Here is a 25,301-nt window from a genome sequence, read left to right as displayed (position 1 = left end):
GTGGATTCCGCCGATTAGTGGAGGAATTCCGCTGATTTGTGGAGTTATTCCGCCAAACTGCGATGGGATTCCGCCAACTTTGGCTACTATTCCGCCAAACCCCTTTTTAGTTGCCTTTTTTAAGAAGAATTCTGCCTAGATTAGGGTCATTTTAGGTTTGGAGTCCCCTACGGAGTTGGGATTCCGCCAGTTTGGTCAGAGATTCCACCGATTTCCGGATTTATACTGGCAACCAGTGGATTCATTCCATGGTTCACTGTCCACTTTTCATAGTTTACTGTCCACTTCTTTAACTTTACTGTCCATCTTTGATTTTTACTGGCCACTTCTATCAACTTACTGTCCATTTTCCCCTATTTACTATCCACTCTCCCTCCATTCAACCTCAAACTCCCCAAAAAGCCAGGCGCCCGACTGGCTCAGGTAACTTTTTTTCTACTTTTTCCATTCGACCAGTCTAATTTCAAAACCTAAAACCATTAAAGTTACCTTTTTTTATTAAAACCCTGCCACAGTCTGAACTTTGGTGTCAGGCACCACGACGCTGGAAGGAGTATTGGTGTCAGGCACCACGACGCTGGAAGGAGTATTGGTGTCAGGCACCACGATAATTGCTTTGAGATGAATTGCGGTGCGATGGAGTTTTCGCAAACTTTTCTTATTCGGCGAGGGCGTTTTTGGGTTCATTTTTCAAAAATGTGTTTTGGATTGAGGCTTGCCTTCCTCTTTGGGTGATTTTTTGGGTATAATAGTGGAATATGGATTTTTTGGAGGGGGTTGTGGCTTTGGAGTCGACGCCTGCAAGTGAACGGATTGAGCTTTTTGGGGATCAGGTGCGGGAATTGCTGCACCCGACGGTGACGGAGGATGCGAAGCTGGTTCAGAAGGGTTTGATGCTGTACCGGCAAGGGCTGGTGAAGCAGTTACAGATATGGAATGAGCAGATTACGGCGACGGTCCAGGATGTGACGCCTTGTTATGTGAAGTTGAATTTTGAGTTTTTGTCGCAGAGTGAGTGCTCGTGCCCGACTGAGGGGTTTTGCCGTCATCAGATGGCGGTGTTTTTGAGTGCTTATTCTCGGGTTGGCAGTGTGGCGGATTGGGTCGCTGAGTGGCGGGAGCCGATGCGTGAGTCGAAGGCGGTTTCGGACTGGGGGCTGCAGACGGCGAAGGATTTGATTAAGGCGAATGGGGTGTCGAAGCCGGATTATGGGCGTTGGGTTCATTCGTTTGAGGTGAGTTTTGATACGCTGCTGGCAACGAAGAAGTATACGAGTCCGTATGTGATTCCGGAGTTGTTTGGGATTTATGAGCGCCGAATTCATGCAAGTGCGCCGGTTGAGCAGGAATGGCGTTTGCTGTATGAGTTGGTTGGGATTGTGGTTTCGTTTCGGAAGCTGGCTCGACTGAGTGAGCAGCTTGGGCATGATGAGGATATGGTTAAGCGGGCTTATTTGCATTTGTTCCATAATTTGATGGATGATGCGGAGGAGCTCTCGATGAAGATTGGCGTGCAGTCGCTGCCGTTTGATTTTGATGAGTTTGTCGATAAGTTACGGGAGGATACGTTTGAGCTGTTGACGTGTACGCAGGGTTTGGCGTATGAACGGATATTCTTGTATCGGTTGTTGTGGATTCATTTTTTCAAGAAGAAGGCGTGGCGTGAGGAAGAGCTGGTGAAGATTCAGTCGCGGATGAAGGGGCTGAAGGATTGGGAGAGCCCTGCGTCGCTGCTGCTAGCAGGGATTCATTTGAATTTCTTGCTTGGCGATGATGAGGCGGCGTTGAAGTTGACGGGTCCGTTTGGCGATGAGGAGATTGCACCTTATTTGGTGTATTGGATTGAGTATTTGTCGGGGCTGAAGGCGTGGAAGCGGGTTGGCCCGGTAATTGAGTTGTTTTTGCAAAAAGTGAAGGGCTATTTGGAGTGGCTTGGCGGTTATCATAGTTGTGCGACGTTTGTGCGGAATGCGCTGCGGGCGGTGGCGCCTTATTGCGCGGAGAGTGACCGGGTGGATTTGTATGAGCGGGCGATGCTTTCGATGCTCCCCTTTAGTTTTGGGGATTATGAGTTTGTGCTGTTTGAGCGCGGGCAGTATGACCGCTGGGGTGAACTGCAGGCGTTTGTGGGCTTGGATTATTATGAGTTGCCGAAGGACCGTTTGAAGCTTGTGGAGAAGGAGCGGCCTGAGGTGCTGTTGGCGATGCTGCATCAGACGGCGCAGCGTGAGATTGATCAGAAGAACCGGGCGAGTTACCGGATGGCGGTACGGCACTTGAAGAAGCTTCGTACGCTGTATAAGAAGCTGAAACGGGTAGATGACTGGGAGTATTTCTTGGATACGTTGATGGAGCGGACAAAGCGTCTGCGGGCGTTTCATGAGGAGTGTAAGCGGAGTAAGTTGATTGAGGGTTGATGGTTTTTTCTTGATAGAGCAAAAGGTGCCAATTCTCGTGGCACCTTTTATTTTTGTTATTTTTACCATGGGGCGGCGGTGCAGGTTCGTTCGAATGTAAATTTGAACTGGGATAGTTACCGTTGAAGCAGGCTAAGTAACAATAACGAGTGTATGTTTTGGGCTATGGCCTGATAGGTGATTTCGAATTCTGCATGGTCCCCTTCTGCATGGCTGACGGGAATGCTAATTCCGAGGGAGTCGCTGGTGAAATAGCTAAAGGTGTCGGACTGATTTTCGGTACCGATATTGTCGAGTGAATCGGCGTTTGTGAGCATGTTTAGTAGGTCGCTTGGGTGTATGCTGTTCAGGATGCCTTGGTGTTCAGGCTTCATGGATTTTGCGTTTTTCTTGAGATCTCCGACAAAATTTTCATCAATATTGACCATGTCTTTTAATTTTAGAATAGTTCCCGTTTCGATGTCGATATTGGTTGTATAGTAATGATTATTGGGATGGGCTGCACCGTTCATGTACCCCACTCCTGTGTATTGAATGCTCAGCAGGCTGGGACTTTTGGATTTGATTTCATAATTGATTTCGAGGGTTAGGTCTTGAACCTCGGGCAGGTAATAGTTTAACACTTTGATGGCTTCATTTTTTATTAGTTCGTTAATGGTTTTCTCCTTTTGCTGATCGCTTGATTTCTTGAGTTGGGGATAGTTTATTTTGATGTTGTTTTCTGTGTAGTTTGTTTTTGTTATTTCGTAGGGATTACTGGATGGACTTGGATTGGTAGGGCTGCTATTGTTGTCGGGTGGTTCGGCGGGCTTTACGCCGGGGTTGGTGTCAGGTTTTTCGGTGTCATCGGGTTTGGTATCGGGCTTAGCATCCGGTTTTTCAGCAGGTTTTTCGTTTGGATTTTCAGTTGCTGGCTCCGGTTGTGCGTCACCACCCGTTTTCGTTTTATCCCCTTGGCTGCAAGAGGTTAACAACAGAAGTAAAAATATTAATAGCGTTATCATGAGATTCTTCTTTCCCATATACGATCTCCTCGTTTTATGCCCTTAATTAATACAATAAAAAATCAAAGCTGAAGCTTCCATTGGTGGGTCCAGATGAAACTAGATTTCGCCATCAATTATATGCCAATTTATTCGTTTTATGTTACTACTGGCGGTTTCCTTTCTCAGGTCATTATCTTTCCGATTATGGAGAACCAGCACTTATTAGGGGATGGATCCCTGCCGGGGACTACTTTTAAGTTACCTTTTTTAACAACAAACCACGTACAAATATACTACTTACGGAAGAACTTCAAGCCTCGCCCTCCTCTAACCACACTTTTTTGGGTATAATAGAGGATATGGATTTTTATGGAGTAATTTAGATTGTTATTTTTGGTGTCATTTATGGTGTTATTTATGGTGTCAGGCACCGCTCATGGACACTTTATTGATTTTGTCCATACGGAGCGGACATTTGGTTAGAATTAGCTAGGTTGACTGGTATTGTGGCTTGTTTATTTTTAGGTGAAATTTGTTTTGTGCTATTTTGGATGGGTTTTGTGCCATTTTAATAAGGTTTTGTGCCATTTTAATAAGGTTTTGTGCCATTTCAGGGGGCTTTTGTGCCATTTTTAAGGGGTTTTGTGCAATTAGACATTTTCTGGAAATTTCCATCTGACTTTGTTCTCTCCCCCAATAAAGGAGTTTTGGATCGATGCTTAAAACAAGGTTTATGAAATTGCTGACAACTAAATTAGGGGAAGGTCGCTTTCTTCTTACTGCGGAGGATGAGCGGGGTCATGTGATGAGCCCGTCTAGATGGAAGAATCTCGTTTTCAGCAGTCATGAGGAAAGCTTCTTTGGTACGCTCCTTGAGACAGAGACGGTGAACGACGTCGAGGGTGTGGTGGTGAGCGGCTGGCATCTGGTTTCGCTTTTTGCTAAGGAGTCGTTTAATCGCTATATCGAATGGGATTGGAATGAGCAATCTGAGATTTGTCTGGCGGCCGCCCATTCGCTGTATGAAGGCATCGTCGAGAAGGATTGGCTGCCGGACTTTTCGGTTTGGGAGCACGGGGATTTCCGTTGGAAGCTTCCTGAACGCGTGAAGGATGAGTTTGACCCATCGTTTTGGGAACAAAGGATTGAGGAGCCCGAGCAAGCCGTCGACGAACTGATAGGCCATGAACTTGGGACGACCAAAAACTATATCTCAGCTTTGTACAACGATGCCCTCGATGGCTATTTGACGCGGAATTCAGCAATGAAGGAGCTATTCGGACCGAAGCTTGATTTGCTCCGGAAGCAAAATATTTCCGGCGGCGAGCTCGCTCGCTATTTTGATGAAGAAAGCTGGCTGGAATGGGTCGGAATTAAGGAAAGCGACACACCGTTTACGATTGGGCTGCGCTTAGATGAGCCGGTTGATGGCGAAGGTGCGTGGAGTCTGGATCTATTTATACGAGGAAAGAAAAACGTCGATGAGGTTTATGATGTGGATGGGACCACCAAGATCCCAGCGAAGTGGCGTCCATTTTTAGAAAAAGTTGACCGCGAGCGGGATCGCTGGGTGCGATTGATTCCGTGGTTGGGTGAAGACGGTTATTTTAAAACGCATCTGAGCGAGGAAGAAGCGTGGATGTTTTTGACGGAGGCGAGTGAGACGCTGGTGGCGTTGGATGTCGAAATTCTCCTCCCTTCTTGGTGGCAGGCGATGAAAAATGCCAATCTAAAAGTGAAAGCTTCGCTGAAGGGTGGCTCAAGTCACCGGCCGTCATTCGTCGGGCTTCAGGCTATGCTCGATTTTAACTGGCGCTTTTCGATGAATGGTGTCGACTTGTCCGAAGATGAGTTTGGGAAACTTGTCGAGGAAAAACGGCGGCTGGTCTTCATCCGCGGCCGTTGGGTGAAGCTTGACCCGCAGTTTATTCGACAAATACAAGATATGATGAAACGTGCTGAAAAAGAGGGCCTGCATGTCCGTGATTTGCTGGAACAGGAATTGTTGGAGTCGGATGCGACCGAGGATGAACTGGATAATCCAAAGGCATTTGCGAAGATTCAAATTGAGTTGAACCGCCAATGGAAGCAAATGATCAAACAGCTGGCGGAAGTCCACGAAATTCCGCTCGAGGACGTCCCTTCTGGTTTGCAGGGTGAGCTCCGTCCTTACCAGCAGCTCGGCATGAGCTGGCTCTGGTTCTTGCGCCAGTACGGATTTGGCGCCTGCCTCGCCGATGACATGGGTCTCGGTAAAACCGTTCAGCTGATCTCTTACCTTTTGAAGGTGAAAGATGTGGTCGGGGATGAATTGGCTGTGGTGCCTGACACCCAAACTGAGGCGAAAAAACGCCGCAAGAAGGATGAGGATGCGTCTGCAGTTAAAGTTCCAACCAAGGCTGCGTTGATTATTTGCCCGACTTCTGTACTTGGAAACTGGCAGAAGGAGCTGGAGCGCTTTGCACCGGAGATGAAGGTGTATTTGCATTACGGGTCCAACCGTCTGAAAGAGGAAGCTTTTGCGGAGAAGGCAAAAGATGCCGATATTGTTTTGACTTCGTATGGCCTGAGCCACATCGATTTGGCGGAGTTTGAGTCGCTGATTTGGAGTTCGATTGCGATTGATGAGGCGCAAAACATTAAGAATGCCCAGACAAAACAGTCAAAGGCAGTTCGCAGGCTGCGCGGCCGTCATCACATCGCGCTGACAGGAACACCGATGGAAAACCGTTTATCGGAGCTGTGGTCGATCTTTGATTTTACCAATCATGGCTATCTTGGCAGTTTGGGCCAATTCCAGAAAAAGTTCGTGATTCCGATTGAAAAAGATGAGAAGAAAGACAAGGTTCAGCAACTGCAAGCGTTGATCCGGCCGTTCTTGCTGCGTCGCACGAAAAAGGATGAAGAGGTTGCCCTTAACCTCCCTGACAAGCTGGAGCAAAAGGAATATTGCCCGCTCACCGCTGAGCAGGCGTCGTTGTACGAACAGCTCATCCATGACACGTTTGCAGAAATTGAAAAACTGACAGGCTTTGAGCGCAAGGGGTTAATTTTACAAATGTTAAGTAGATTGAAGCAGTTGTGCAACCACCCTGCCCTCTATCTGAAAGAAAAATCGGCTGGGCGCGAGCTGCTGGAGCGTTCGAATAAGCTTGAGAAACTTGTTGAATTAATTGATGCCGTTTTGGAGCAGGGCGAAAGCTGTCTAATATTCACCCAATATATCGAAATGGGCGAAATGATTCGGAGCACATTGAAGAAGAAGTTTGGCATTGAGGTGCCTTTCTTGAACGGAAGTGTGCCGAAAGTGAAGCGTGACGAGATGATTGAGCGATTCCAGAATCAGGAGTTTCCTGTGTTCTTGCTGTCATTGAAAGCAGGCGGAACCGGGCTGAATCTGACGGCGGCTAATCACGTCATCCACTACGACCGCTGGTGGAATCCGGCTGTTGAGAACCAGGCCACCGACCGTGCCTACCGGATCGGTCAATCGCGCTTCGTTCATGTGCACAAGATGATTTGCACGGGTACCCTCGAGGAGAAAATCGATGCGATGCTAGAGAAGAAGCAATTCTTGAATGACCAAATTATCCAGAGTGAGAACTGGATCACCGAGTTATCGACGGATGAGCTGAAAGATTTGGTGTATCTAGGGTAACGTGGTTTTTCGTGTAATGATGGTGCCTGTGATGGTAATGGTGTCAGGCACCATCGTATAGACCCAAAAAACATACAATGAAAAAAACGCTCAGAGATTACCACTCTGAGCGTTTTTTCGTTGTTTCACTTATATTCCCCCATTTGTTGATAGGCGCCTCTTTTTGGAGGAATATTCCTAAATTAGGATTTGCACTTTATAAATTTTCTGTGTAATGGGAGGAAAAAGCTAAATACTACAAAATACAACGGTATTGAAAAGAAAAAGCTCCAGCCGTGTGGCTTGATATAACCTACTTTTCGCATTCCCCATTCCACTAGAGTAGCAATTATGGTAAATATAATGACTAGTATCCATTTATTTGTTTTCTTAAAATAGTTTAAAAAAATAACGGAAAGAGAGGAAGGAATTAAGCTGTAACTTATAAACTCTCCTATTCCCGTGATATTTGGGTTACCAAAATCAACAAGGTCGAGCATTTTTCCAAATAAGGAATCACCAATCCAAGCAAAATAACCTATGATTCCAAATGTAATATAAAATTCTCTCCAACCGATCTCTTTTTTAGGCATAAAAAGAGCATATAAAAACAATAACAAGCCTACACAGATTGGCAGCCAAGTTCCTTGAGCATGTAAATCTAAATTCTTCGTCACTGAACTCAAACGAATCACCTCTTATTTACTTTCTCCAAATTAATTATGATTATTTCAAGTTTTGTCCTACGGTTGGACTAGTCTTAATTTAAGATTTGCAGATTATTATATCGAATTGATTTAAGCCGCAAAAAAAGTCATTCTCAATAGAATGACTTTTTTACTGCATTATACAAATTGATCTGTCTAATTGTTTAACTCTTGCACCCGATAGTTTAAGTGCAAAATTTCACAATTTTTATTGTAGAATAAAAAAAGGCAACCTTCATCTTGAAGAGTCGCACGCGCTACTTTAAAAGTCATTAGTTTTCTTGTATTTTTCAAAAAGATATTGAAATCCATATAAGAAAAAAGCCTTGTAAAAGAAATATAGAAAGAATTGAAATTTGTTAAATTGAACTAATTTATAGAGTTTTAATTTTGTGAATAACCTTGTAATTGGAGATACAAAAATTGCTTCGCCAATAACATTTAACATAATAAACTTTTTAAAATTTCCGTATCCCCATTTTAATGTCCATAAAGACATCGCCAACATTGGACCTATGAGAAAAGGAAATTCATTTTGAATAAAGGACTGTGGTTTATTATAAAAAGACCACCATCTGCGTTTTTTTCCAATTTGAGCATCCAAACTACATAGTAGAACAGCAAGGATTGAGGCTGGTAAAAATCTCTTTATAGTCCGCCATCCTAACAAAGGTATTGTAAGCCACGAGAGTAATATCATTACAATATTAAGTAACCACTGTTTTTTCATTGACATATTAATACCCCCCTTATCCAAAAGGAATTATTTAATTTAGTATATCTCCTTCTTTATTTAGCTATTCTGCCCCTTTAGTGCCACAAGAAAGGTGCCAAAATGACAGCTTGATCTACAACTCTTGCACCAGTTAGTTAAACAAGGTCCATTCACTTTATTTCAAGTTTGCAAGGATTTAATAACGGCACCCCAAATGGCAAAGTAAATAACAGATACTTTATTATCTATTTTCAGTTGACAAAATTGTTCTCCTGATTAAAAATTTGGTTAAACTTAGGATGGTTTCCTATATGTTAATAAATAAACCATGATATTGAGCTGAAAAGAGGTAAGCAAATGATTCAATCAATTGTTCACATCGCATTAGTTGTTAGAGAATATGATGACGCAATAGATTTTTATACTAATAAACTTAATTTCACATTAATTGAAGACACTTTTTTACCAGAGGAGAATAAGAGGTGGGTAGTGGTTGCTCCACCTGGTTCTGTTGGTACAACAGTACTACTCGCAAAAGCATCTAAACCTGAACAAGAACCATTTGTAGGTAATCAGGCAGGCGGGAGAGTCTTTCTATTTTTAAACTCCGATGATTTTTGGAGAGATTATAATGAGATGACCTCAAAGGGAATAGAATTTGTAAGAGAGCCAAAAGAGCAACCTTATGGAACGGTTGCAGTATTTAAGGATTTATACGGGAACTTATGGGATTTGCTTGAGTTAAAAGAAGACCACCCAATTTTAAAACGAATTAAATAACTGATTCATAAAAGCAGGGTACTTATATACCCTGTTTATCCCCTTTAGTTTAAGAACAATAGGTATCGTCGCAGCAACCCCTTTTTTAATTTAAATAAAAAAGCTACCGTTTTGTGGTAGCTAATCGACAAACAAAAAACAATGTTATCTTTTGATGATAGCCATCGAAATCAGAGCTTGTCGTAGAGTAGAATATGTGGGAACACCATTAAATTCGAGTCCTTGCTGTACAGCCGTTTGTGCTATCTCAGGTCTAACTCCTGTAAGGGTAGATGTCACCCCTATTAATCTCAATGCTTTTATCAGATGGAAAATTTGATGTGCTACCATTGTATCAATCATTGGAACGCCTGATAAATCAATAACAAGAAAATTTACTCCTAGATTTGCACACTGGTTTAATGTATTTTCAAGCATTAACTTTGCCCGTCTTGTATCTATATCGCCTACAAGAGGAAGTAATGCTACCTCGTTGTTAAGAGTAATAACCGGAGAACTTAACTCCTGGATAAGTTCCTGTTGAGCAGATAGTTTTTGATGTAAATAGTATTGATGTTCTTCGACAAAACCTAACATAACTTTATCAAATGCTTTTAAAATCATTCGATTCCAGCTATCTATCACCTCATTGGGAAACTCACCCATATGTAGAGAAACAAAATCTTTAATATAATCAAGATACTGTTCCCGCACTCTGAAAAATTCTCTTAACATAAAATGGATTGGTGTGTTTAAATGCTGTGGATCTTGAGCAATCCTAAGGATCCATTTTTGAAATTCTTCCAGGAACGCTGTTTCCTCTCTAATAAAAGCCTCACAAAGATGTAAATGGAAATCAAAGTTTTGTTTTTTTAAAGTATTGATTATATTAGGGTCATCCGAGGCATATACTCCTGACGGGTCATTTTTATCTAGAGAATTATACCATTCCTCTGTAAGATTTCTTGCCTTAGCCAATAAAAACGAGTGTAATTCTTTATTTTTATGCAACTTAAATCCCCCCTCCATCAATTCAATATTATATACATTATACTAAGTAAATTTTAACTTATCTTACCAATTAAGTCTTGCTGCATACACCTCCTTATTATACTAACCTGCTCCGTTAGTACAATAAGAGAAGCCACCAAAAAAGGAGCTGGATCTTCAAATAAAAGTAACGCGCTTAGTCGCTCCTTTTTGTCCCCTCACATTGAGACAAACTTCTCTTATTTTTCAGTATAATTTTGCTATTTCGCTTATTATGTAACCGCTTTTATGTGAAGTGATTCACATGTATAATAAGTTTATAAGGTATCCAATAACCCATTCCAGGGAGGAATCATGATGCTTACTGATTTTTTGTTTGAACTCAAAAACTGGTTGCTTGGCGAGCCAATAGATGAAATCCACGAATTCGAACGATTAGAATCAAAACATACCAGGGTTCACCACGATGAATATATTTACGAGATTATCCGGGTCCATTAATCCATTTTATAAGTCAACGAAGCCTTCATAATGTGGAAGGCTTCATTTTTTTGATGTTAAGAAAGAAATTCAACTAGCATAGCCTCAAAAAAAGAAAGCAAACTAAATTCGTGGGGTGCCGAAATTTTTGCATCCTGACGAGGGAAATCTACATGGGTGGTGAAAAAATGGCTAAAACTAAGAATAACCAATTTAAGAAACATAATACGGCTCTGCCAAAAGCAGATTTGGAATTTGCGGAAGAACGAGGAAATGGCTTTGAAAAAGTCGCATTAAAAGCTCAAAAAAGTCATAATAAGTAAACCAAAAGGGAAAGTTAACCTGTCCCTTTTGTTGTTCTAGCGGGGCGTTTCTGTTCTATGCAGAAACGCTTTTTAACTAGCTGCTTTTTTCTTGCGATATATGTAGTATTTGATAAATTACTCCGCTCATTTCTTGTACAATGCTTACTTCGTTTAAAAAGTAAAACACATCATACTTCCATTTCTCGGGATTATAAATAACTAGATACTCTGTATGATCAATCGTTGGTATTTCTTTTCCTATTTTATCTTTTAAGTTATTTAGACTTTGTTGTGGTGGTATGTCCCTTGTGATTTGGAAAAGATATTTATTCTCTTTGATTTTCGATGTCGTTGTATCAATTAGTGGAATTCCAACATTTACTCGCTGCCATCCAAAAGAGTTGATTATATTGTCATAATACCCATTAAATAAGAACTTGTTTAGCCCGTTGCTGCCGTTCCAAAGGTATAATGGGCAATAACTATTTTGTAAATTATTATGGATTCCTTTTTCCGTGATCAAATAAAGCTTAAATTTGAGATCCTCAAATCCATCTGTTTTATGACCATTATTTCGGACTCTGTCTCTGATTATATTCATATCATAATCACTTGGTAAGATAATCTTGTATTGTGTGGCGATCATTTTATCATTTCCTCCTTTTGAGTCCTTGAGAATCACTCGGTATTTATTTTTGTAGTGAGTGCCTGAAAGAATTTTTGTGGTTCATCGAGACGGAGATGGGCCTTGGTGACCTTTTTCTTAATCCCGTAGATGAACCTGGCTTCGATTGGATGATGAAACTCCACCTCAAATGTGGGTTTTTCTTTGAAAAAATCAGCAAGGACCGCGTCGAAAACTTGTTTTGATTGCTGCTTTGTTAATTTTTCGGGGCCTTGATATGGGTGGATACTTTTAATTTCCTCAAGCGGAACGATTAAATGTTTGTTGAGCCCGATTTGGAGGTATAAATGTTGGTCGGTGATCATAATCGGACAATTTCTAATCGCTTGGATTTCAGCGAGAAAGAATAATAACGTATACACATTAAGTACCAGAGCGATAGTGGCTACTAGTGGACTCCACGAGTGAAGGAGGAAGTGAAAACCTACGGATTCCAAAACTAGGGCGTGGATCAGCATGACGTATAGCGTGATGGCGCCTGTTTTTTTATGATAGGTGTAAATAGACTCATTAGGTAACATTGGTTTTTTCCGCCAAGAAAATAGGCTGTAATAATACATCGTCATGTCGGAGAAACAGATTTCTTGGACCCGGGATGGTGGTAGATGCTGATCCCATGCCTGCTTCATTCGGTATGGGAAGGTTGGAATTTCGCTGGCGTTTGTGCGGTAACTCTTGATGATGGCTGGTATTTTTGCAATCAAATTAATGACTAAGTAAAGTTCGAGCAGGAAAAAAGCTGCCTCGCCCACTAATAAGATATATTTTACGAAGGAGTAGGCTGACAGGAGGCCGTGTGGAATTATTAGGACCGCAGCGCCATAGCCCGCAATCATGACTGGGAGTATATATTTTAGCGAGTAACGTTTTCTTAGGATAAAGAAGTACACGAGTAAGGGTATGGTAAGGATGAAATCAAATAGGGATCCTAAGGCGATTCCAGTTGGGAGTGGCGCTAAGCTTTCCAGCCGATAGATTAATAGATTTGAACCGATCACAAAGGAGAGGACGACAGTGAACCAGATCCATTTATTTTTCGACAGAGATATCATTCATTGTTACCTCCTGAACGTACTTTGACACTATTATTTTAACATAAATATCCAATTTTAAAAAGACTAATGCACTATAAAAATGTTTAGAACTTTTAGAAATAACTTCTGTAATGAAATAACATCGCTCCAAGGGTAATGATGGTATAGGCCAGGGAGGTAAGGAAAACAACATTTGGTGAAAACTCATACTTTTGTTGATCAACTTTGACCCCAGTGGTGCCTTGAATTGTCATATCTAAATATCTTGAAGTGTGCCCGCCTTTTGAAGTAAAGAACCAAATCATAACAGTGACTGCTAATCCAATAAAGAATGAATAATCAATGAATTTTGTATGGGTATAATACGTTATGCCATAACTCAATCCTGTTAAAACTAAAAACGTAATCATGATGGTAATTAGTCTTTTCATTATTTTTAACTCCCCTTTTAAAATAGTTATCTCTATTTACGGATTTTTCGCAAAAAGGTTCCAATTATTGGTTTTTTTAATATTGGTTCCATGTTCACAGAGGTACAGAACCATTTACCAGGCTTAACCAAAAGAAGGACCCAATTTGGTCCCCGTGATTACTCTTTTATCGCCAGTACACGAATCCGCTTATAATCCGCGATCCACTTACCATCATGGAATAAAACTTCTCTTAAGTTCTCTTCCACTCTCGTGATGATTAGCTCTTTGATGTCGCTTGTCACGCCTTCGAACATGCTGGCGGCGAACATCTCGATCCAATTTCTTAAGCCTTGCTCTCCAGATAAAGGGGTCGGCCGATCAAAATGCTGGGCGTGGGTGACACGAAATCTCACTTGTTCCATTATGGATGTGTATTCACCAATGCTTGGGTAATACCAAGGGAGCTGCTCTGATTTATACTTGATTCCCTGTTCGCCTAACTGATTAAGGATTGCGGCGGTAATTTTCTGGACGTTGCCTTTCCCGCCGAATTCAGCGACAAATCTGCCCCCAGGTTTTAAGGCATTATAAATGGACTCGAGAGCCTGTTTCGGAGTTTTAATCCAATGAAGTGTAGCATTAGAGAACACCGCATCAAACTCGTTGGTGTACCCCATGTTCACAGCGTCCTGTACCTTGAAGGTGAGACCCGGGTACTTTTTTTGTGCTTGGTGGATCATGTTTTCGGATTTATCAATCCCAATAATATCGGCGCCCAGTTGATTCAGTTGGTTGGCTAGATCCCCTGTTCCGCAGCCAAGATCAAGCATCTTTTCACCTGACTGAGGTGCTAGCAATTGGACCAAATCCCCTCCAAATTGAGAAACAAAAGAATGCTTCTTATCATATAAATTGGCATTCCAACTATCTTCCTGAACTCCATTAGCCATCCTTCCCAACCCCTTTTTGGTACTTTGCTAAACATTATAACAAAGGTCTGGAAAAATTTGGTTTCGGTTGTCCTGTGTACAAGTACAAATGTCCACGAATGGTGCCTGACACCATTATTATTAGCTCCCTCCATTTACCGGCGAAGCGGTTTTTTTCTTTGAGCGGTATATGAAACGGCTCTCCATTTATGTACGACTGGATTTTTGCCTGGGACGGTAAATGAAAGAATAGAAAAAAGACCAATCTCATAGCAAGATTGGTCTTTCCACTCGAGATGGACAAATAAGTGCATTTGTCCACGGACGGTGCCTGACACCAAAATGACACCATAGATGACATCAAAGGTAATTTTAAAAGTCAAAGTTGTCGGGGTCTGGGCCGACGCGGTGGTTTTGGTTTAGGTTGTTGATTTGGTGCATGTCTTCTTGTGTTAGCTCAAAGTCGAATACTTGTGAGTTTTCGATGATTCGCTGTTCTTTTGTTGATTTTGGAATGGTGATGACGCCGTTTTGCAGATCCCAGCGCAGGACGATTTGGGCGACTGATTTCTTGTATTTTGCGGCGATTGCTGTCAATCCTTCATTGTCTAACAATTGTCCTTGCATTAATGGCGACCAAGCTTCCATCTGAATTCCCTGTTCGCGGCAGAATGCTTGGACTTCTTTTTGGGTTAAGCGCGGATGGTATTCGACTTGGTTTACCATCGGCTTGACCTCTGCATCTTTCATCAGGTCTTCAAGGTGATGCACTTGGAAATTACTTACCCCAATCGCACGTACGCGCCCTTCTTTATAAAGCGTCTCTAATGCTCGCCACGCCTCCTTGTATTTGCCCGCCACAGGCCAATGAATCAGATAGAGGTCCAAGTACTCTAAACCTAGTTTATCTAGGCTTGTTTGATAGGCCGCTAATGTGGATTCGTAGCCAAGGTCGGCATTCCAAACCTTGGAAGTGACAAATAAATCTTCTCTAGCGATGCCTGATTCCTTAATCCCTTGTCCGACGCCTTCTTCGTTTTCATAGATGGCCGCTGTATCAATGCTGCGGTAGCCATGTTGGATCGCTGTTTTCACCGCGTCCACTAACTCAGGTCCTTCCTCTACTTTAAAGACGCCAAGTCCGAACCAAGGCATTTTTACCCCATTATTTAATGTTGTTGTACTTTGTAAATTCATCTAATGTTCCTCCTCGAGATATAAAAGTTGTTATTTTAACCTAGCAAGATCGTTTTACATGTTCTGTTAGGATGTTTTCGTAAAGATTACTGCTTTTTACTACTTTTCAACGCCTTAGCCGCTTAAATTTAGGATAAAATTACACCCCGTCAACCCATTTTAAGATATATCAGCGGAAAATTTCCTTTTATCAGCGATAAACCGATTTTATCAGCGAAACTGTCATTTATCAGCGGAAACACGATTTTTTCAGCGAATCTATATTTTTGCTACGTGCTTTTAATTATTATGGCTTTAGCAAGCTTCTTCTGATAAAACTGGTTGGACTCTCCGCTCCAACGCTCGGCTCCATCCTGTTAGGATAGCCGCTGCGAGGACCATTAAGGCTCCGATCCAGGTGGTGTGGATGAGGCCTAGTGTGTCGGTAATGGTGCCGCCTAGGTAGGAACCGATGGCGATTCCGGCGTTAAAGGCGGCGATGTTGAGGGCGGATGCAACATCGACGGCACTCGGGACGTAGCGTTCCGCGAGGATGACGACGTATACTTGCAGCCCTGGTACGTTCATAAAGGCGAGCAATCCCATAAATATAATCGTGATGAGGCCTGCGATTTTGAATTGTGCCGTGAACATCAAGACAAAGAGAACAACGGCTTGAACGATAAACATATAGAATAGGGATCCAATCGGATTGCGGTTCGATAGCTTCCCTCCCACCATATTGCCCACCGCGATCGCCAATCCGTAGGCTAGTAAAATTATTGCAATCGAGCCTTCTTTAAAGCCGGTTATTTCCTGTAGTAATGGTGACAAATAAGTAAAGACAACAAATGTGCCACCATACCCCAATGCCGTGATTGTGAATAGAAGTAAGAGCCGGCCATTGGTCAGGAGCTTGAACTGGTCTCGAACGCTGGTCTGGGTTCCTTTTTTCAAAAAAGAAGGAATGAGAATCCAGTTGGCGATGAATCCGATTATTCCTACGACGATGATGATGACGAAGGCGAGTCTCCAGCCATATTGTTGGCCAATGAATGTTCCGAATGGCACGCCGGTGACGGTGGCGACGGTGAGGCCGGAGAACATGATGGATATGGCGCTGGCACGGCGGTTGGCCGGGACAAGGTCGGCGGCGATAGTTGAGCCGATCGACATGAAGACGCCGTGCGACAGTGCGGAAATCACGCGAGCGACGAGTAGGACGCTGATGCTTGTTGCGGTTGCGGCGATGCTGTTACCGATGATGAAGACGATCATGATCCATAGTAATAAGGTTTTGCGTGACATGCGCGATGTCAGTGATGTTAGGACGGGCGCTCCGAATGTGACCCCAAGGGCGTATAGGGAGACGGTTAGTCCGGCCGTTGTAACGGGTATATGCAAATCTTTGGCGATGAGCGGCAGCAGGCCGACGCTGATGAATTCGGTTGTTCCGATCGCGAAGGCGCTGACGGCTAGGGCCAGTAGTGCGAGTGTGCTTTGCTGTTTATTTAAAGGCATGATTTTTCCTCCTCATTTGTGTAGGTTTATTTAAAAGGGTATGATTGTTTTCATCCGGCAAATGTTATTATGGTTTATATGAGGAATATTAGGAAGTACGCACTTTAAAGTGATATAGGTACCTTTGGGTGCGGTAGGTACTTTTCGGTGCCTGTCTGAATGAGGAGGAAGATGTGTAATGGAGAAGAAGAAATACAATATATCGGTGGAAGCGACGCTTGAGGTGATTGGGGGGAAATGGAAGTGTGTAATTCTCTGCCATTTGACGCATGGGAAAAAGCGGACGAGTGAATTGAAGCGGTTGATGCCGAATATTACGCAGAAGATGCTGACGCAGCAGCTGCGGGAGTTGGAGGAGGATGGCGTGATTAATCGGATTATTTATAATCAGATTCCGCCGAAGGTTGAGTATGAGCTAAGTGAATACGGTCGGAGCTTGGAGGGGATTCTTAATTCGCTTTGTACATGGGGCGAGAATCATATTACGAGGGTCTACGGGGATAAGTTTTCTGTCCTGGAGGAAAATGTATTGAATGATCATCTGAAATAGATGGCTTTTATTGGTGTCAGGCACCGTTTGTGATGTGAGTCCACTGCCAATGGTGTTTTCCGGTGTCTGGCACCATTTTTTGTATAAGACCACTGTAAATGGTGCTTTGGGTGTCAGGCACTATGAAAATGCACGACAAAAAAATGGTTCCGGCGATTGTTGCCCGGAACCATTTTGCTTTTCTTATGCTTACGGCGTCTTGTGGGACGCTTTTTATGATTGTATAAATGGCCGGTCTTTTAGATGGTCGGTATGCTCCATCATGTGAACGTAAAACAGGTCGTATCGGACCCAGCGGAGCGGGAATTTAAACGCAAGTTCGTTTTTCTTGTCGTAGACGAGAACATGCTTTTTGTTGTATTCAACCTTTTTGATTTCGTGTATTCCGATCTCATGCTGTTTGGATCCGTCCTTCATCACAAGCTGCCGGCCGACGACTTGGATGGCTCTTTTCTTATTTCTTGTAAGTTCATATAGACAAACAGCACCGCCGATAACGGTTAGTACAATCAAGTAAGGAATCGAGTCTTCTGAAAATCCTCCGACAGCCTCTCTAATCCAGTTAACAACCGCGAGGCCAAGAAAGAACCATGCACCTTTGCTGAGCCGTGGTGAACTTTCAAAATAGACACTGGTTTCATGTTCTTGTTTTTCCTCTGCTCTTTTATTGAAAAAAGCGGCTTTGTGTTCTTCGATGCTTACTGTATCAAATTCGACAAAATCAGTGTAGCTTCCGTCCCATAGTTCGGCCGTATCGTCGCCATCCTCGAGCGCATAGCCGCCTGCCCAGCCCGCATATCGGGTCCCGATATGCAAGAAACTCAATAAGTAATAGCGGATCGGCTGGCCATAGGTGTTTTCTGTATCGATTTTATCGATGATCTGAATGTCTTCAGGAAAGCGGATGACTCCTTCTTCTTCCTCTGGCAGGTTGATAATTGTCGAAAAAAGCCTAGATTTCGCCAAATGTGGCTGCTTTTCTTTAGTGATTGGATACAGATGTTCCAGATTTCTTTCCTTCAATTCCCAATAAACCATTTCTGCACTTTCAATCTGATTTGAAACCTCTACTAGTGTGTTTTGATTATATGGAAGGTTTTTGGCGATGGATATGATCAGCGCTTCTGTTTTAATAAACGGATCACGGAAAGACATTGCCTGCTCTAGCTCGGCGCCCATGTCTGTTGAATAATAATATTCCATTAAGCTAATAAGCAATCGCATTCTCGAACGAAGGACAAAATAGCTATCCTTCCATGCCGTGTACACATATTTGCTAGTAAAATCGGGATCATATTTCAAGTAAGCTTGTTTCTCTGCCTGATAATCTTCGAGCAAGGTCTGGAGGATTACCTCCTTTTTATAGCCTTGTTCTAAGCCGGAAGAGTTTAGCGATAATAACAAATCATACAGCATGAATTTATAGTGTTTGGTATTTAGATGCTCGAGTGTTTTATCAAGGATTCCCTTGATCAGCATCGGATACGGTTCTAGGTCTTTAACTGGAATAAAGAAATCCTCTGTCTGGATTAACCCAATTATTTTTTCCTCGAGCACGTAGAATATCTCTTCATCTTCAGTTGTTAGCAACGTTTCAATAGCCCGCTCTTTTGCCTGTACATCCAGTCCGTCGAAATGCTTTAGGAGTCCCTCCACCACTTCCGGCATCGGAAAATCACAGACAAAGTCAATGAGATAAAATGATGGGTTGTCCCAATTATCTACACGCTCTGGAAATTTTGACGCAGCGGTCTTGATCATATCCATTAATACATCGATTTGAACCTCGAGTCCTTCTTGATGCTTATATTCAGAAAGCTGTTGAAATGCCTCCAGCCTTTTTTGCGGACTTTCACTTTTTACTTGCTTTAAAATCGAACGCAGCTTTAATTCAATCATCGTTCCCCATCCCTTATCTCATTCTTCTAATTTATGACATTATGAATTTATTTTATTTCATAACAACAAAATCAGCAATGTGGACATGGATTAAAATTTTTGGATTTCCCCGGATTTATTAAAGAGCAAACTGCCTTGGACCATGTGATTGCCGCTGCTGCTAGCTTAGCCATTAGCCAGCCTATGTTGTTCAGAGGTCGATATGAATCTTATTTCAAAAAAAAGACCTAACATTTAGCTGTTAGATCTTTTTTTGATGGCTGAGATTATTGCCGGAATTAGTTTAAAACGATAACTTTCACGGTCTTTCTACCCCATTGTAATGCTTTTGCTCTATTTGGCACTAATACGTCGATTTTATGGCCCTTAATTGCGCCGCCTGTGTCACCTGCGATGGCAACGCCATAACCTTCTACCCAGACTTTTTTACCAAGTGGAATGACTCTAGGGTCGACGGCAATCAATTTCATATTCGGATTTTTACGAATGTTGTAGCCGAGCGCGGTAATGGAACCGGACTCTTCCGGGCTGTATGCTGTTGCGGTAACATACATCTCCTTACCACTTGTTGTTGCTGCTGTTGTTGTTGTGATGTTTTCTGCTGCTGATGATGATGGCGCTGCTTTTGTTGTTTTTGCAGTTGTACGTGCTTTGGCCTCATCTTGTTCTTTTTTGATTTTCGCTTGAATATCCTTCATTTGTGACTCAACGCCGGCTTTTTCCTGTTCGGCTAGCGCCATTTGTTTAAGAATTTGACTGTATTTTTGTTGCATAACGGTTAAGGTTTGTTGTCGTTTTTGCATGTTTTGATCAAGTAGAGCTTGTTGATTCTCAAGATCCTCTTGGTCTTTTAATAAAATTTGTTCTTGCCTATCAATCTCTTTTTTATCATTTTCAATCTTTTGAAGGTCTTCCTTCTGGGCACCTAAGATATCTTTATCCGCATCCATCAGGGCCGAAACGGCGCTCGCGCGTTGGATAAATTCTGAGATACTATCAGACTCGAAGAATAGGTTGATCATTACATTGACGTTATCATTTTGTTGAAGTGCGACGGCCCGCTGCTTCATAATCCCTTTACGTGCAAGGATTTTATCTTCTAGGACGACGATTTCTTGTTTCTTTTTTTCAATGAGTTGATTTGTTGCGTCTATTTTTTGTTGCGTTTTTGCCATTGTTTCTTTGTTCCTTGTAATATCGCTGTAAAGAGAGTTCAATTCTTGTTGAATTTTTTCTATCTCTTGATTAACAGTCTGCTTTTCTTGGGCTTTTTGCTCTACTATTCTTTGTTTCTGCTCCAGCTGTTGCTTGGCATTATGTAGGGCTTCACTGCTTGTTTGTGCATATGTAACCATAGACCCCGTTACTGATAGCATGATTGTAAGTAACACGAGAATGATACGCTTTTTTGTCGTTTGCATACGCTTTCTCCTCTCCTTAGTACTCTATTTATACCAGATAAATGTACCAGTAATGTTACAGAAATATTAAAAGTACATCACTTTTTGTCATATTACACGTGAAAGTGTCAATTCTGTGTCATAACAGTGTCCTCTTTTTGCGGTGGAATGTCAGTTGTGGGTGGGGATTTTTGGCGTTGGAATTTTTTGGTGTCAGGCACCTGGGTGAGCAGTTACCTGAGCCAGGCTGGGCGCCTGGCATTTTAATGGGCAAACGCAAGAAAAGGTCTCGAATATATCTTCGGAACCTTTTCTATGTTGCCAGTGCATCCACTCTTCTCCGTTCGTTTTTGCGCACCTCATATTAAATACACATTTATCGCTCTTCTTCCTTCAACTCCCTGCTCTCCGCGCGAATGGATGCTTTTCTCGCTCCTTTAAGTCTTCTTTTACTATTCGGGAATACGGCTAAAAAGGAAACCTTGTTATCTTCTTTTATAGCAAAATGATTGAGGAGCTCGAACACTTCTTTTTCTGTTAGATCGATATCTTCTTTAACTATTTGTAGCGAATGATGGTGACGGTGGTAGCTGATTTGAATATTGGAATTATTGATTTGAATGGGAATGATTGCTTTTTTATAAAACGGGATGGATTGGTATGGAATATCTCCTGTTGTATGGGGCGACTGGGTAGAAAGTTGTAATGCATCGAAAAAACTGGGTTTACTTTTGATTTCGACTTTTTGGTTGTTGTTTTGCTTACCAATAAATATGATTAAGTTTTTTTTCACAAAAATAAGAACCTCCCAATATTACAATTATTTACACCAACTATCATTATTCGACGATAATTTCCAATTTCCTTTATTGCGATTTTCCGCCAGCACATATTCTGTCGACATCGTGCATTTTTTTCACAAATAATTCACACATTCAAACTTAATGTTCTGTTTTCCCGTTAAGTTAAAACCATGAATTGTTTTAATGGCGGTGAATTAGATGTCTTTATCGGAAAAATTAAGGAAATTGCGCGATAACCGAAACTGGTCCCAGCAAACGCTTGCCGACTTGATGAGGATGGATCGGTCCACAGTAAGTCGCTACGAAACGGGTAGAAGTATTCCCAACTATCAGACGGTGGTTCGATTTGCGGAAATTTACCAGGTCGATATGGAATATTTGGTGGAGGAGCTCGATCAGCTGCTGCCTAAAACGGAGGGGTCCGGATTCATCGCGAAGGAAACCAGCGACGATCACGATCTGCTCATTATTAACCAGTTTCTTCAGAAAGAGCCTGATTTTAAAATGGCCTTATTAGAGCTTTATCTCATGCCACCCAAACGGAAAGCTTTTTATATTGATTCATTTATCAGCCAGATTAAAGTGAGTAAGCATCATAAGGATAAGTTTTAAGAAAAAGGTATTCCTGCTTAAGCAGTTTACAAACGTATAAACATCAAAGAAGCCGCTGACGAGTTCAGCGGCTTCTTTTTTAAAAAAACAGGGGGGTTTTTTCTATAGTTTATCCAGATTGATTATTTTTATACCCGTAGACAACAAAAAAATTCCGGCAATTACCTGCCGGAAAAATGGAGATGGAACACGGAGCTGTATTTGATTTTCTATATAAATAGGCAGTTGCGGGGATATTTTTTTAAAAATATTCGCTTGGCAGCTTGAACGTGATGCAACCAAGGCGTATTTTTTTGAATATCACTCAAAAACGAAAAGGAATGTTTTGTGAAGAATCGTGTGGATGTGAGGAGTAAATTCTGATGAGGTTGTCTCTTTCCTTGATTTCATGTTGTTGTTCCTTAATGGCCCATTCTAATTGGCAGACGCGCCTTTGGAGGCTGTCGACGTTTTTGTTGGCATTTCCCACCATCTTAATTAAGCTTTCCAATAATTGCTCGAGGTTGCTGGCCATTTCATTGTTAGACCCCAATCGTCATTTCCTCCTTTTTTGGCTCAGGCGCTGCTTCATGCGGCTTCGAGCTTAGGAAGCGGACGGTTTCGGCGATCACCTCGGTCACATACACCCTTTTCCCCTCTTTGTTATCGTAGTTCCGGGTTTGCAATCTCCCGGTGATCCCAACGACTGAACCTTTACGGCAATACTTGCATGTATTTTCTGCCGCTTTCCGCCAAAGTGTGCATTGAACGAAATCTGCTTCAATTTCGCCGTTTTGATTGCGATAGTGACGAGTCACTGCTAAAGTGATATGAGACACTTGCGTCCCTTCTGTCGTCTCTTTTAATTCCGGGTCCCGCGTCAACCTGCCAACCAATGTGACTTGATTGATCATTTTTTCATCTCCTTTTTGTTTGATGGTCCTAGCATAGCCCGTTGGACTGATGGTTGTAAAACAAGGAAAAGGAAGTTATCGAGGCTGATCATTGCAGGATAATCGGTTTTTCTTGGGGGTTTTTGTCAAAAATGAAGGGCCTTTTTTTGCAGGAAAATTAATCTTTGAAATTTCGACAAATATTATTCGACATTTGCTTTAAGCGAACCTATGTTATAATTTAGGAAAAAGAAATCAGGAGGTTGTGATGAAATCTTTTAAATTGTACTCTTTAGATGTGGTCGAAGATGATGCTTCAGTTGAAGTTCCGTTGGTGGATGGCTTGATTCTTAATAAGGAAGACGAGCGCTCGACATGGCTGCTTGAGGCGTATACAGATTTGTCCCTCTATGATTATTTCAAAAAAATTTCCGAGCAAGACCGCGACATTATTGTCGAAGCTGTCATTACCAAGAAGGAAAATGCTCCAGCTTATTTTCAAACAAAAATTTGTTCATTGACTAAATTCGAAAAGCATATCAGCGTTTTGTTCGAAGGCAGTATTCGCCGCAACAAAAGTGATTACTCCGAACTACTGCTCGAAAGTCTCCTCCAAAAAGGGCTTGAGGGTTCCGCGCTTCTTACCGAATTTAGGGATAAAATAAAAAGCAAACCGAAACTCAAAGTAAAAAACGAAATAAAATAGAAGCAAAGGGACAGGCAGATGCCAGTCCCTTTTTGTTTCAGATATAACCAAGTATAAGTATTGAACTTAGAAAACTGTCTAGCTCCAACGCCTGGGGCTAGTGTACTTCGCCGCTACACGGGCATTTCCGCTTTTCTTATTTACTCGTCTTTATTGTCCCTATCATTCACGTCAATATCATCTTCGATTATTTCTTCTTTTTTGGTGTTGCTATCCTTAATTGGATCTTTGTCGGTATCGGTATTTTTGTCCTCTGTGTTTGGATAATGGTTGTTCCTGTTGTCTAAATCGATGTTGTCATCATCGTATTTAATACCATTTGGATTATTCAGATCTGTTCGGTTGTTCAAATCTGTTCGATTATTCACGTCTGCTGGATTATTTACAGCCGGTGGTGGTGGATTTTGGTCATCATTGTCGTTATTACAGCCTGTTAACACGACAGCAGATAAGATCGATCCTGCGAGCAAAAGAAATAACTTTTTTTTCAAAATCATGTACCCCTTCCAAACATAATTTGACCTATCTTTTATTGGTCTTTTTTTAGGGTTCCCGACGTCTTTCAAATGATAGCAAGCATTTTTTTACAAAAATGTTTTGAAGGTCATTGCTGCTTCTATGTTTTTGCGCGCCTACATAATAGCATACAAAAAAGCGACCAGAATCCTCCGGCCGCTCTCATTTGGTTATTCTTTTTTCTCGCCTAAAGCAAACGTGATTTCCGCTTCGCAGGCAACTTCGCCGTCAACGGTTGCAACGGCTTTTCCTTTGCCGATTGGTCCGCGCAAGCGTACGATTTCCACTTCAAGACGAAGCTGGTCGCCTGGCTTGACTTGCTTTTTAAAACGACAGCCATCAATTCCTGCAAAAAAGGCTAAGCGGCCGCGGTTTTCTTCTTTTTTCAACATAGCGACAGCCCCAACCTGTGCCAGTGCTTCCACGATTAACACACCAGGCATCACTGGATAATCTGGGAAATGTCCGTTGAAAAATTCTTCATTGGCGCTGACATTTTTAATCCCAACGGCGCTTTTTCCTTCTTCCACTTCTAAAATTCGATCGACTAACAAAAATGGGTAGCGATGTGGAATGATTTCTTTGATTTGTTCGATATCGAGCATTTTTTAGTACCTCCTACTAGTAACAAGTGTCTATTTCCTATTCTACTACTTAAGGTATACAAAAAGGAAGGGATTTACGTCCCTTCCTCCATTTATTTTCCTTTTTGAACTAAATCAATAATATGTGTCCAAGTGGATTCTTGGAAAACTTCTGCCACTTTTCCGCCGCCAAGTAGGCCGTAACCGACAACAGCGCCTGCCGTCACACAGAAGATGGCCATTACTACTAATAGAACGAGCCGCAGCCAAATCGGAATGAGCCGTATTCTGATATGTTTGTACGATACAGGTTCTGTCTCCGCATTCTTACCGGCGCTGTTCGTGGTGTTTGACTCCTTGGACCTTTGGGCCTCACGAGTTGGGTTTATTTTCGTTTCTTTGACCCCTGGCGTCTCGCTTTTCTGACGCGGCTGTTTGGTTTTTGCCTGTTGACCCGCATCCTGAGTTTTTCTTGCGACATTCAAGGTTGGTTTTTTTAACCCCTTTAGTCTACCTGCTACGTTCTTGGCTAGTATCTCAACAATCTTTGTTGGCGCTTGTTTCTCTATGACCTTCGTTTGTTGTGCTTCGTCCTTGGCCTGTTT

Annotated in this window: 28 protein-coding genes; 8 read left to right on the top strand and 20 right to left on the bottom strand. The window is 42.1% G+C overall.

Annotation, left to right across the window (positions count from 1 at the left end; translation table 11 throughout):
* Nucleotides 1-167: 167 nt before the first annotated feature.
* On the bottom strand, nucleotides 168-347 hold the full coding sequence (locus tag COE25_RS09590; protein WP_098932444.1) for a hypothetical protein: 180 nt from the start codon (nucleotides 345-347) through the stop codon (nucleotides 168-170).
* 438 nt (nucleotides 348-785) lie between these two features.
* On the opposite strand from COE25_RS09590, the gene COE25_RS09585 reads away from it, so the two are divergent.
* The gene (locus COE25_RS09585; RefSeq protein ID WP_098932443.1) at nucleotides 786-2,417 is read left to right on the top strand and encodes an SWIM zinc finger family protein; all 1,632 of its coding nucleotides are present in this window, start codon (nucleotides 786-788) and stop codon (nucleotides 2,415-2,417) included.
* A 116-nt stretch (nucleotides 2,418-2,533) separates the two neighbouring features.
* On the opposite strand, the gene COE25_RS09580 is transcribed toward COE25_RS09585, so the two are convergent.
* Complete coding sequence (locus COE25_RS09580) at nucleotides 2,534-3,439, bottom strand: PdaC/SigV domain-containing protein (protein ID WP_098932442.1); 906 nt, start codon at nucleotides 3,437-3,439, stop codon at nucleotides 2,534-2,536.
* Between the two features lie 679 nt (nucleotides 3,440-4,118).
* Here COE25_RS09580 and COE25_RS09565 point away from each other — a divergent pair.
* Nucleotides 4,119-7,061, top strand: a complete 2,943-nt coding sequence (locus COE25_RS09565) for a DEAD/DEAH box helicase (protein WP_088090127.1) — start codon at nucleotides 4,119-4,121, stop codon at nucleotides 7,059-7,061.
* 182 nt (nucleotides 7,062-7,243) lie between these two features.
* On the opposite strand, the gene COE25_RS09560 is transcribed toward COE25_RS09565, so the two are convergent.
* Complete coding sequence (locus COE25_RS09560; RefSeq protein ID WP_257208757.1) at nucleotides 7,244-7,717, bottom strand: hypothetical protein; 474 nt, start codon at nucleotides 7,715-7,717, stop codon at nucleotides 7,244-7,246.
* A gap of 292 nt (nucleotides 7,718-8,009) precedes the next feature.
* Nucleotides 8,010-8,483 (bottom strand): hypothetical protein, encoded by a 474-nt coding sequence (locus COE25_RS09555; protein WP_098932438.1) that lies wholly within the window; start codon nucleotides 8,481-8,483, stop codon nucleotides 8,010-8,012.
* A 336-nt stretch (nucleotides 8,484-8,819) separates the two neighbouring features.
* Here COE25_RS09555 and COE25_RS09550 point away from each other — a divergent pair, with 336 nt between their 5' ends.
* Nucleotides 8,820-9,242, top strand: a complete 423-nt coding sequence (locus tag COE25_RS09550) for a VOC family protein (RefSeq protein ID WP_098932437.1) — start codon at nucleotides 8,820-8,822, stop codon at nucleotides 9,240-9,242.
* Between the two features lie 144 nt (nucleotides 9,243-9,386).
* Here COE25_RS09550 and COE25_RS09545 read toward each other — a convergent pair whose 3' ends face one another.
* Complete coding sequence (locus tag COE25_RS09545) at nucleotides 9,387-10,232, bottom strand: STAS domain-containing protein (RefSeq protein ID WP_257208752.1); 846 nt, start codon at nucleotides 10,230-10,232, stop codon at nucleotides 9,387-9,389.
* Nucleotides 10,233-10,565: 333 nt separating this feature from the next.
* Between COE25_RS09545 and COE25_RS30660 the strand changes: the two genes are divergently transcribed.
* On the top strand, nucleotides 10,566-10,712 hold the full coding sequence (locus COE25_RS30660) for a hypothetical protein (protein WP_180247469.1): 147 nt from the start codon (nucleotides 10,566-10,568) through the stop codon (nucleotides 10,710-10,712).
* A gap of 167 nt (nucleotides 10,713-10,879) precedes the next feature.
* On the top strand, nucleotides 10,880-11,014 hold the full coding sequence (locus COE25_RS31500) for a hypothetical protein (protein WP_256942512.1): 135 nt from the start codon (nucleotides 10,880-10,882) through the stop codon (nucleotides 11,012-11,014).
* 76 nt (nucleotides 11,015-11,090) lie between these two features.
* Here the strand turns inward: COE25_RS31500 and COE25_RS09540 are convergent, their stop codons facing one another.
* The 7 genes from COE25_RS09540 to COE25_RS09515 form a co-directional block, all read right to left on the bottom strand.
* The gene (locus COE25_RS09540) at nucleotides 11,091-11,642 is read right to left on the bottom strand and encodes a DUF4865 family protein (protein ID WP_098932435.1); all 552 of its coding nucleotides are present in this window, start codon (nucleotides 11,640-11,642) and stop codon (nucleotides 11,091-11,093) included.
* Nucleotides 11,643-11,674: 32 nt separating this feature from the next.
* Nucleotides 11,675-12,733, bottom strand: coding sequence for a hypothetical protein (locus tag COE25_RS09535; RefSeq protein ID WP_098932434.1), 1,059 nt, complete (start codon nucleotides 12,731-12,733; stop codon nucleotides 11,675-11,677).
* A gap of 95 nt (nucleotides 12,734-12,828) precedes the next feature.
* A complete protein-coding gene (locus tag COE25_RS09530; RefSeq protein ID WP_098932433.1) occupies nucleotides 12,829-13,146 on the bottom strand; it encodes a hypothetical protein in 318 nt (105 codons plus the stop codon).
* Between the two features lie 158 nt (nucleotides 13,147-13,304).
* Nucleotides 13,305-14,078 carry a class I SAM-dependent methyltransferase gene (locus COE25_RS09525; protein WP_098932432.1) on the bottom strand — a complete coding sequence of 258 codons (774 nt, stop codon included), beginning with the start codon at nucleotides 14,076-14,078 and terminating at the stop codon, nucleotides 13,305-13,307.
* Between the two features lie 134 nt (nucleotides 14,079-14,212).
* Nucleotides 14,213-14,395, bottom strand: coding sequence for a hypothetical protein (locus COE25_RS30195; RefSeq protein ID WP_142354462.1), 183 nt, complete (start codon nucleotides 14,393-14,395; stop codon nucleotides 14,213-14,215).
* Nucleotides 14,396-14,429: 34 nt separating this feature from the next.
* Nucleotides 14,430-15,254, bottom strand: coding sequence for an aldo/keto reductase (locus COE25_RS09520; protein WP_098932431.1), 825 nt, complete (start codon nucleotides 15,252-15,254; stop codon nucleotides 14,430-14,432).
* Between the two features lie 294 nt (nucleotides 15,255-15,548).
* Nucleotides 15,549-16,754 carry an MFS transporter gene (locus tag COE25_RS09515; protein ID WP_098932430.1) on the bottom strand — a complete coding sequence of 402 codons (1,206 nt, stop codon included), beginning with the start codon at nucleotides 16,752-16,754 and terminating at the stop codon, nucleotides 15,549-15,551.
* Nucleotides 16,755-16,932: 178 nt separating this feature from the next.
* On the opposite strand from COE25_RS09515, the gene COE25_RS09510 reads away from it, so the two are divergent.
* A complete protein-coding gene (locus COE25_RS09510; RefSeq protein WP_098932429.1) occupies nucleotides 16,933-17,304 on the top strand; it encodes a winged helix-turn-helix transcriptional regulator in 372 nt (123 codons plus the stop codon).
* Between the two features lie 213 nt (nucleotides 17,305-17,517).
* On the opposite strand, the gene COE25_RS09505 is transcribed toward COE25_RS09510, so the two are convergent.
* From COE25_RS09505 to COE25_RS09495, 3 genes are all read right to left on the bottom strand, one after another.
* Nucleotides 17,518-19,203 (bottom strand): hypothetical protein, encoded by a 1,686-nt coding sequence (locus tag COE25_RS09505; protein ID WP_098932428.1) that lies wholly within the window; start codon nucleotides 19,201-19,203, stop codon nucleotides 17,518-17,520.
* A gap of 278 nt (nucleotides 19,204-19,481) precedes the next feature.
* A complete protein-coding gene (locus COE25_RS09500; protein WP_098932427.1) occupies nucleotides 19,482-20,624 on the bottom strand; it encodes a 3D domain-containing protein in 1,143 nt (380 codons plus the stop codon).
* A 355-nt stretch (nucleotides 20,625-20,979) separates the two neighbouring features.
* Nucleotides 20,980-21,396, bottom strand: coding sequence for a hypothetical protein (locus COE25_RS09495; RefSeq protein ID WP_098932426.1), 417 nt, complete (start codon nucleotides 21,394-21,396; stop codon nucleotides 20,980-20,982).
* 208 nt (nucleotides 21,397-21,604) lie between these two features.
* Between COE25_RS09495 and COE25_RS09490 the strand changes: the two genes are divergently transcribed.
* Nucleotides 21,605-22,018 (top strand): helix-turn-helix domain-containing protein, encoded by a 414-nt coding sequence (locus COE25_RS09490; protein ID WP_098932425.1) that lies wholly within the window; start codon nucleotides 21,605-21,607, stop codon nucleotides 22,016-22,018.
* Between the two features lie 304 nt (nucleotides 22,019-22,322).
* On the opposite strand, the gene COE25_RS09485 is transcribed toward COE25_RS09490, so the two are convergent.
* On the bottom strand, nucleotides 22,323-22,550 hold the full coding sequence (locus COE25_RS09485) for a hypothetical protein (protein ID WP_098932424.1): 228 nt from the start codon (nucleotides 22,548-22,550) through the stop codon (nucleotides 22,323-22,325).
* Nucleotides 22,540-22,911, bottom strand: coding sequence for a single-stranded DNA-binding protein (gene ssb, locus COE25_RS09480; RefSeq protein WP_088090143.1), 372 nt, complete (start codon nucleotides 22,909-22,911; stop codon nucleotides 22,540-22,542). The genes COE25_RS09485 and ssb overlap by 11 nt, the downstream gene beginning before the upstream one ends.
* 247 nt (nucleotides 22,912-23,158) lie before the next feature.
* On the opposite strand from ssb, the gene COE25_RS09475 reads away from it, so the two are divergent.
* Nucleotides 23,159-23,596 (top strand): YwpF family protein, encoded by a 438-nt coding sequence (locus COE25_RS09475; protein WP_098932423.1) that lies wholly within the window; start codon nucleotides 23,159-23,161, stop codon nucleotides 23,594-23,596.
* A 140-nt stretch (nucleotides 23,597-23,736) separates the two neighbouring features.
* Here COE25_RS09475 and COE25_RS09470 read toward each other — a convergent pair whose 3' ends face one another.
* From COE25_RS09470 to COE25_RS31495, 3 genes are all read right to left on the bottom strand, one after another.
* The gene (locus tag COE25_RS09470) at nucleotides 23,737-24,087 is read right to left on the bottom strand and encodes a hypothetical protein (protein ID WP_098932526.1); all 351 of its coding nucleotides are present in this window, start codon (nucleotides 24,085-24,087) and stop codon (nucleotides 23,737-23,739) included.
* A 195-nt stretch (nucleotides 24,088-24,282) separates the two neighbouring features.
* The gene (gene fabZ / locus COE25_RS09465; protein ID WP_040207086.1) at nucleotides 24,283-24,717 is read right to left on the bottom strand and encodes a 3-hydroxyacyl-ACP dehydratase FabZ; all 435 of its coding nucleotides are present in this window, start codon (nucleotides 24,715-24,717) and stop codon (nucleotides 24,283-24,285) included.
* 92 nt (nucleotides 24,718-24,809) lie between these two features.
* A partial coding sequence (locus COE25_RS31495) for a DNA-directed RNA polymerase subunit beta (protein WP_257208750.1) occupies nucleotides 24,810-25,301 on the bottom strand: 492 nt, incomplete at its 5' end.

It is taken from the genome of Bacillus sp. AFS031507 (genome assembly GCF_002584635.1).
GTDB lineage: Bacteria > Bacillota > Bacilli > Bacillales > Cytobacillaceae > Neobacillus.
This window is presented reverse-complemented; position numbering and strand designations above follow the sequence as displayed.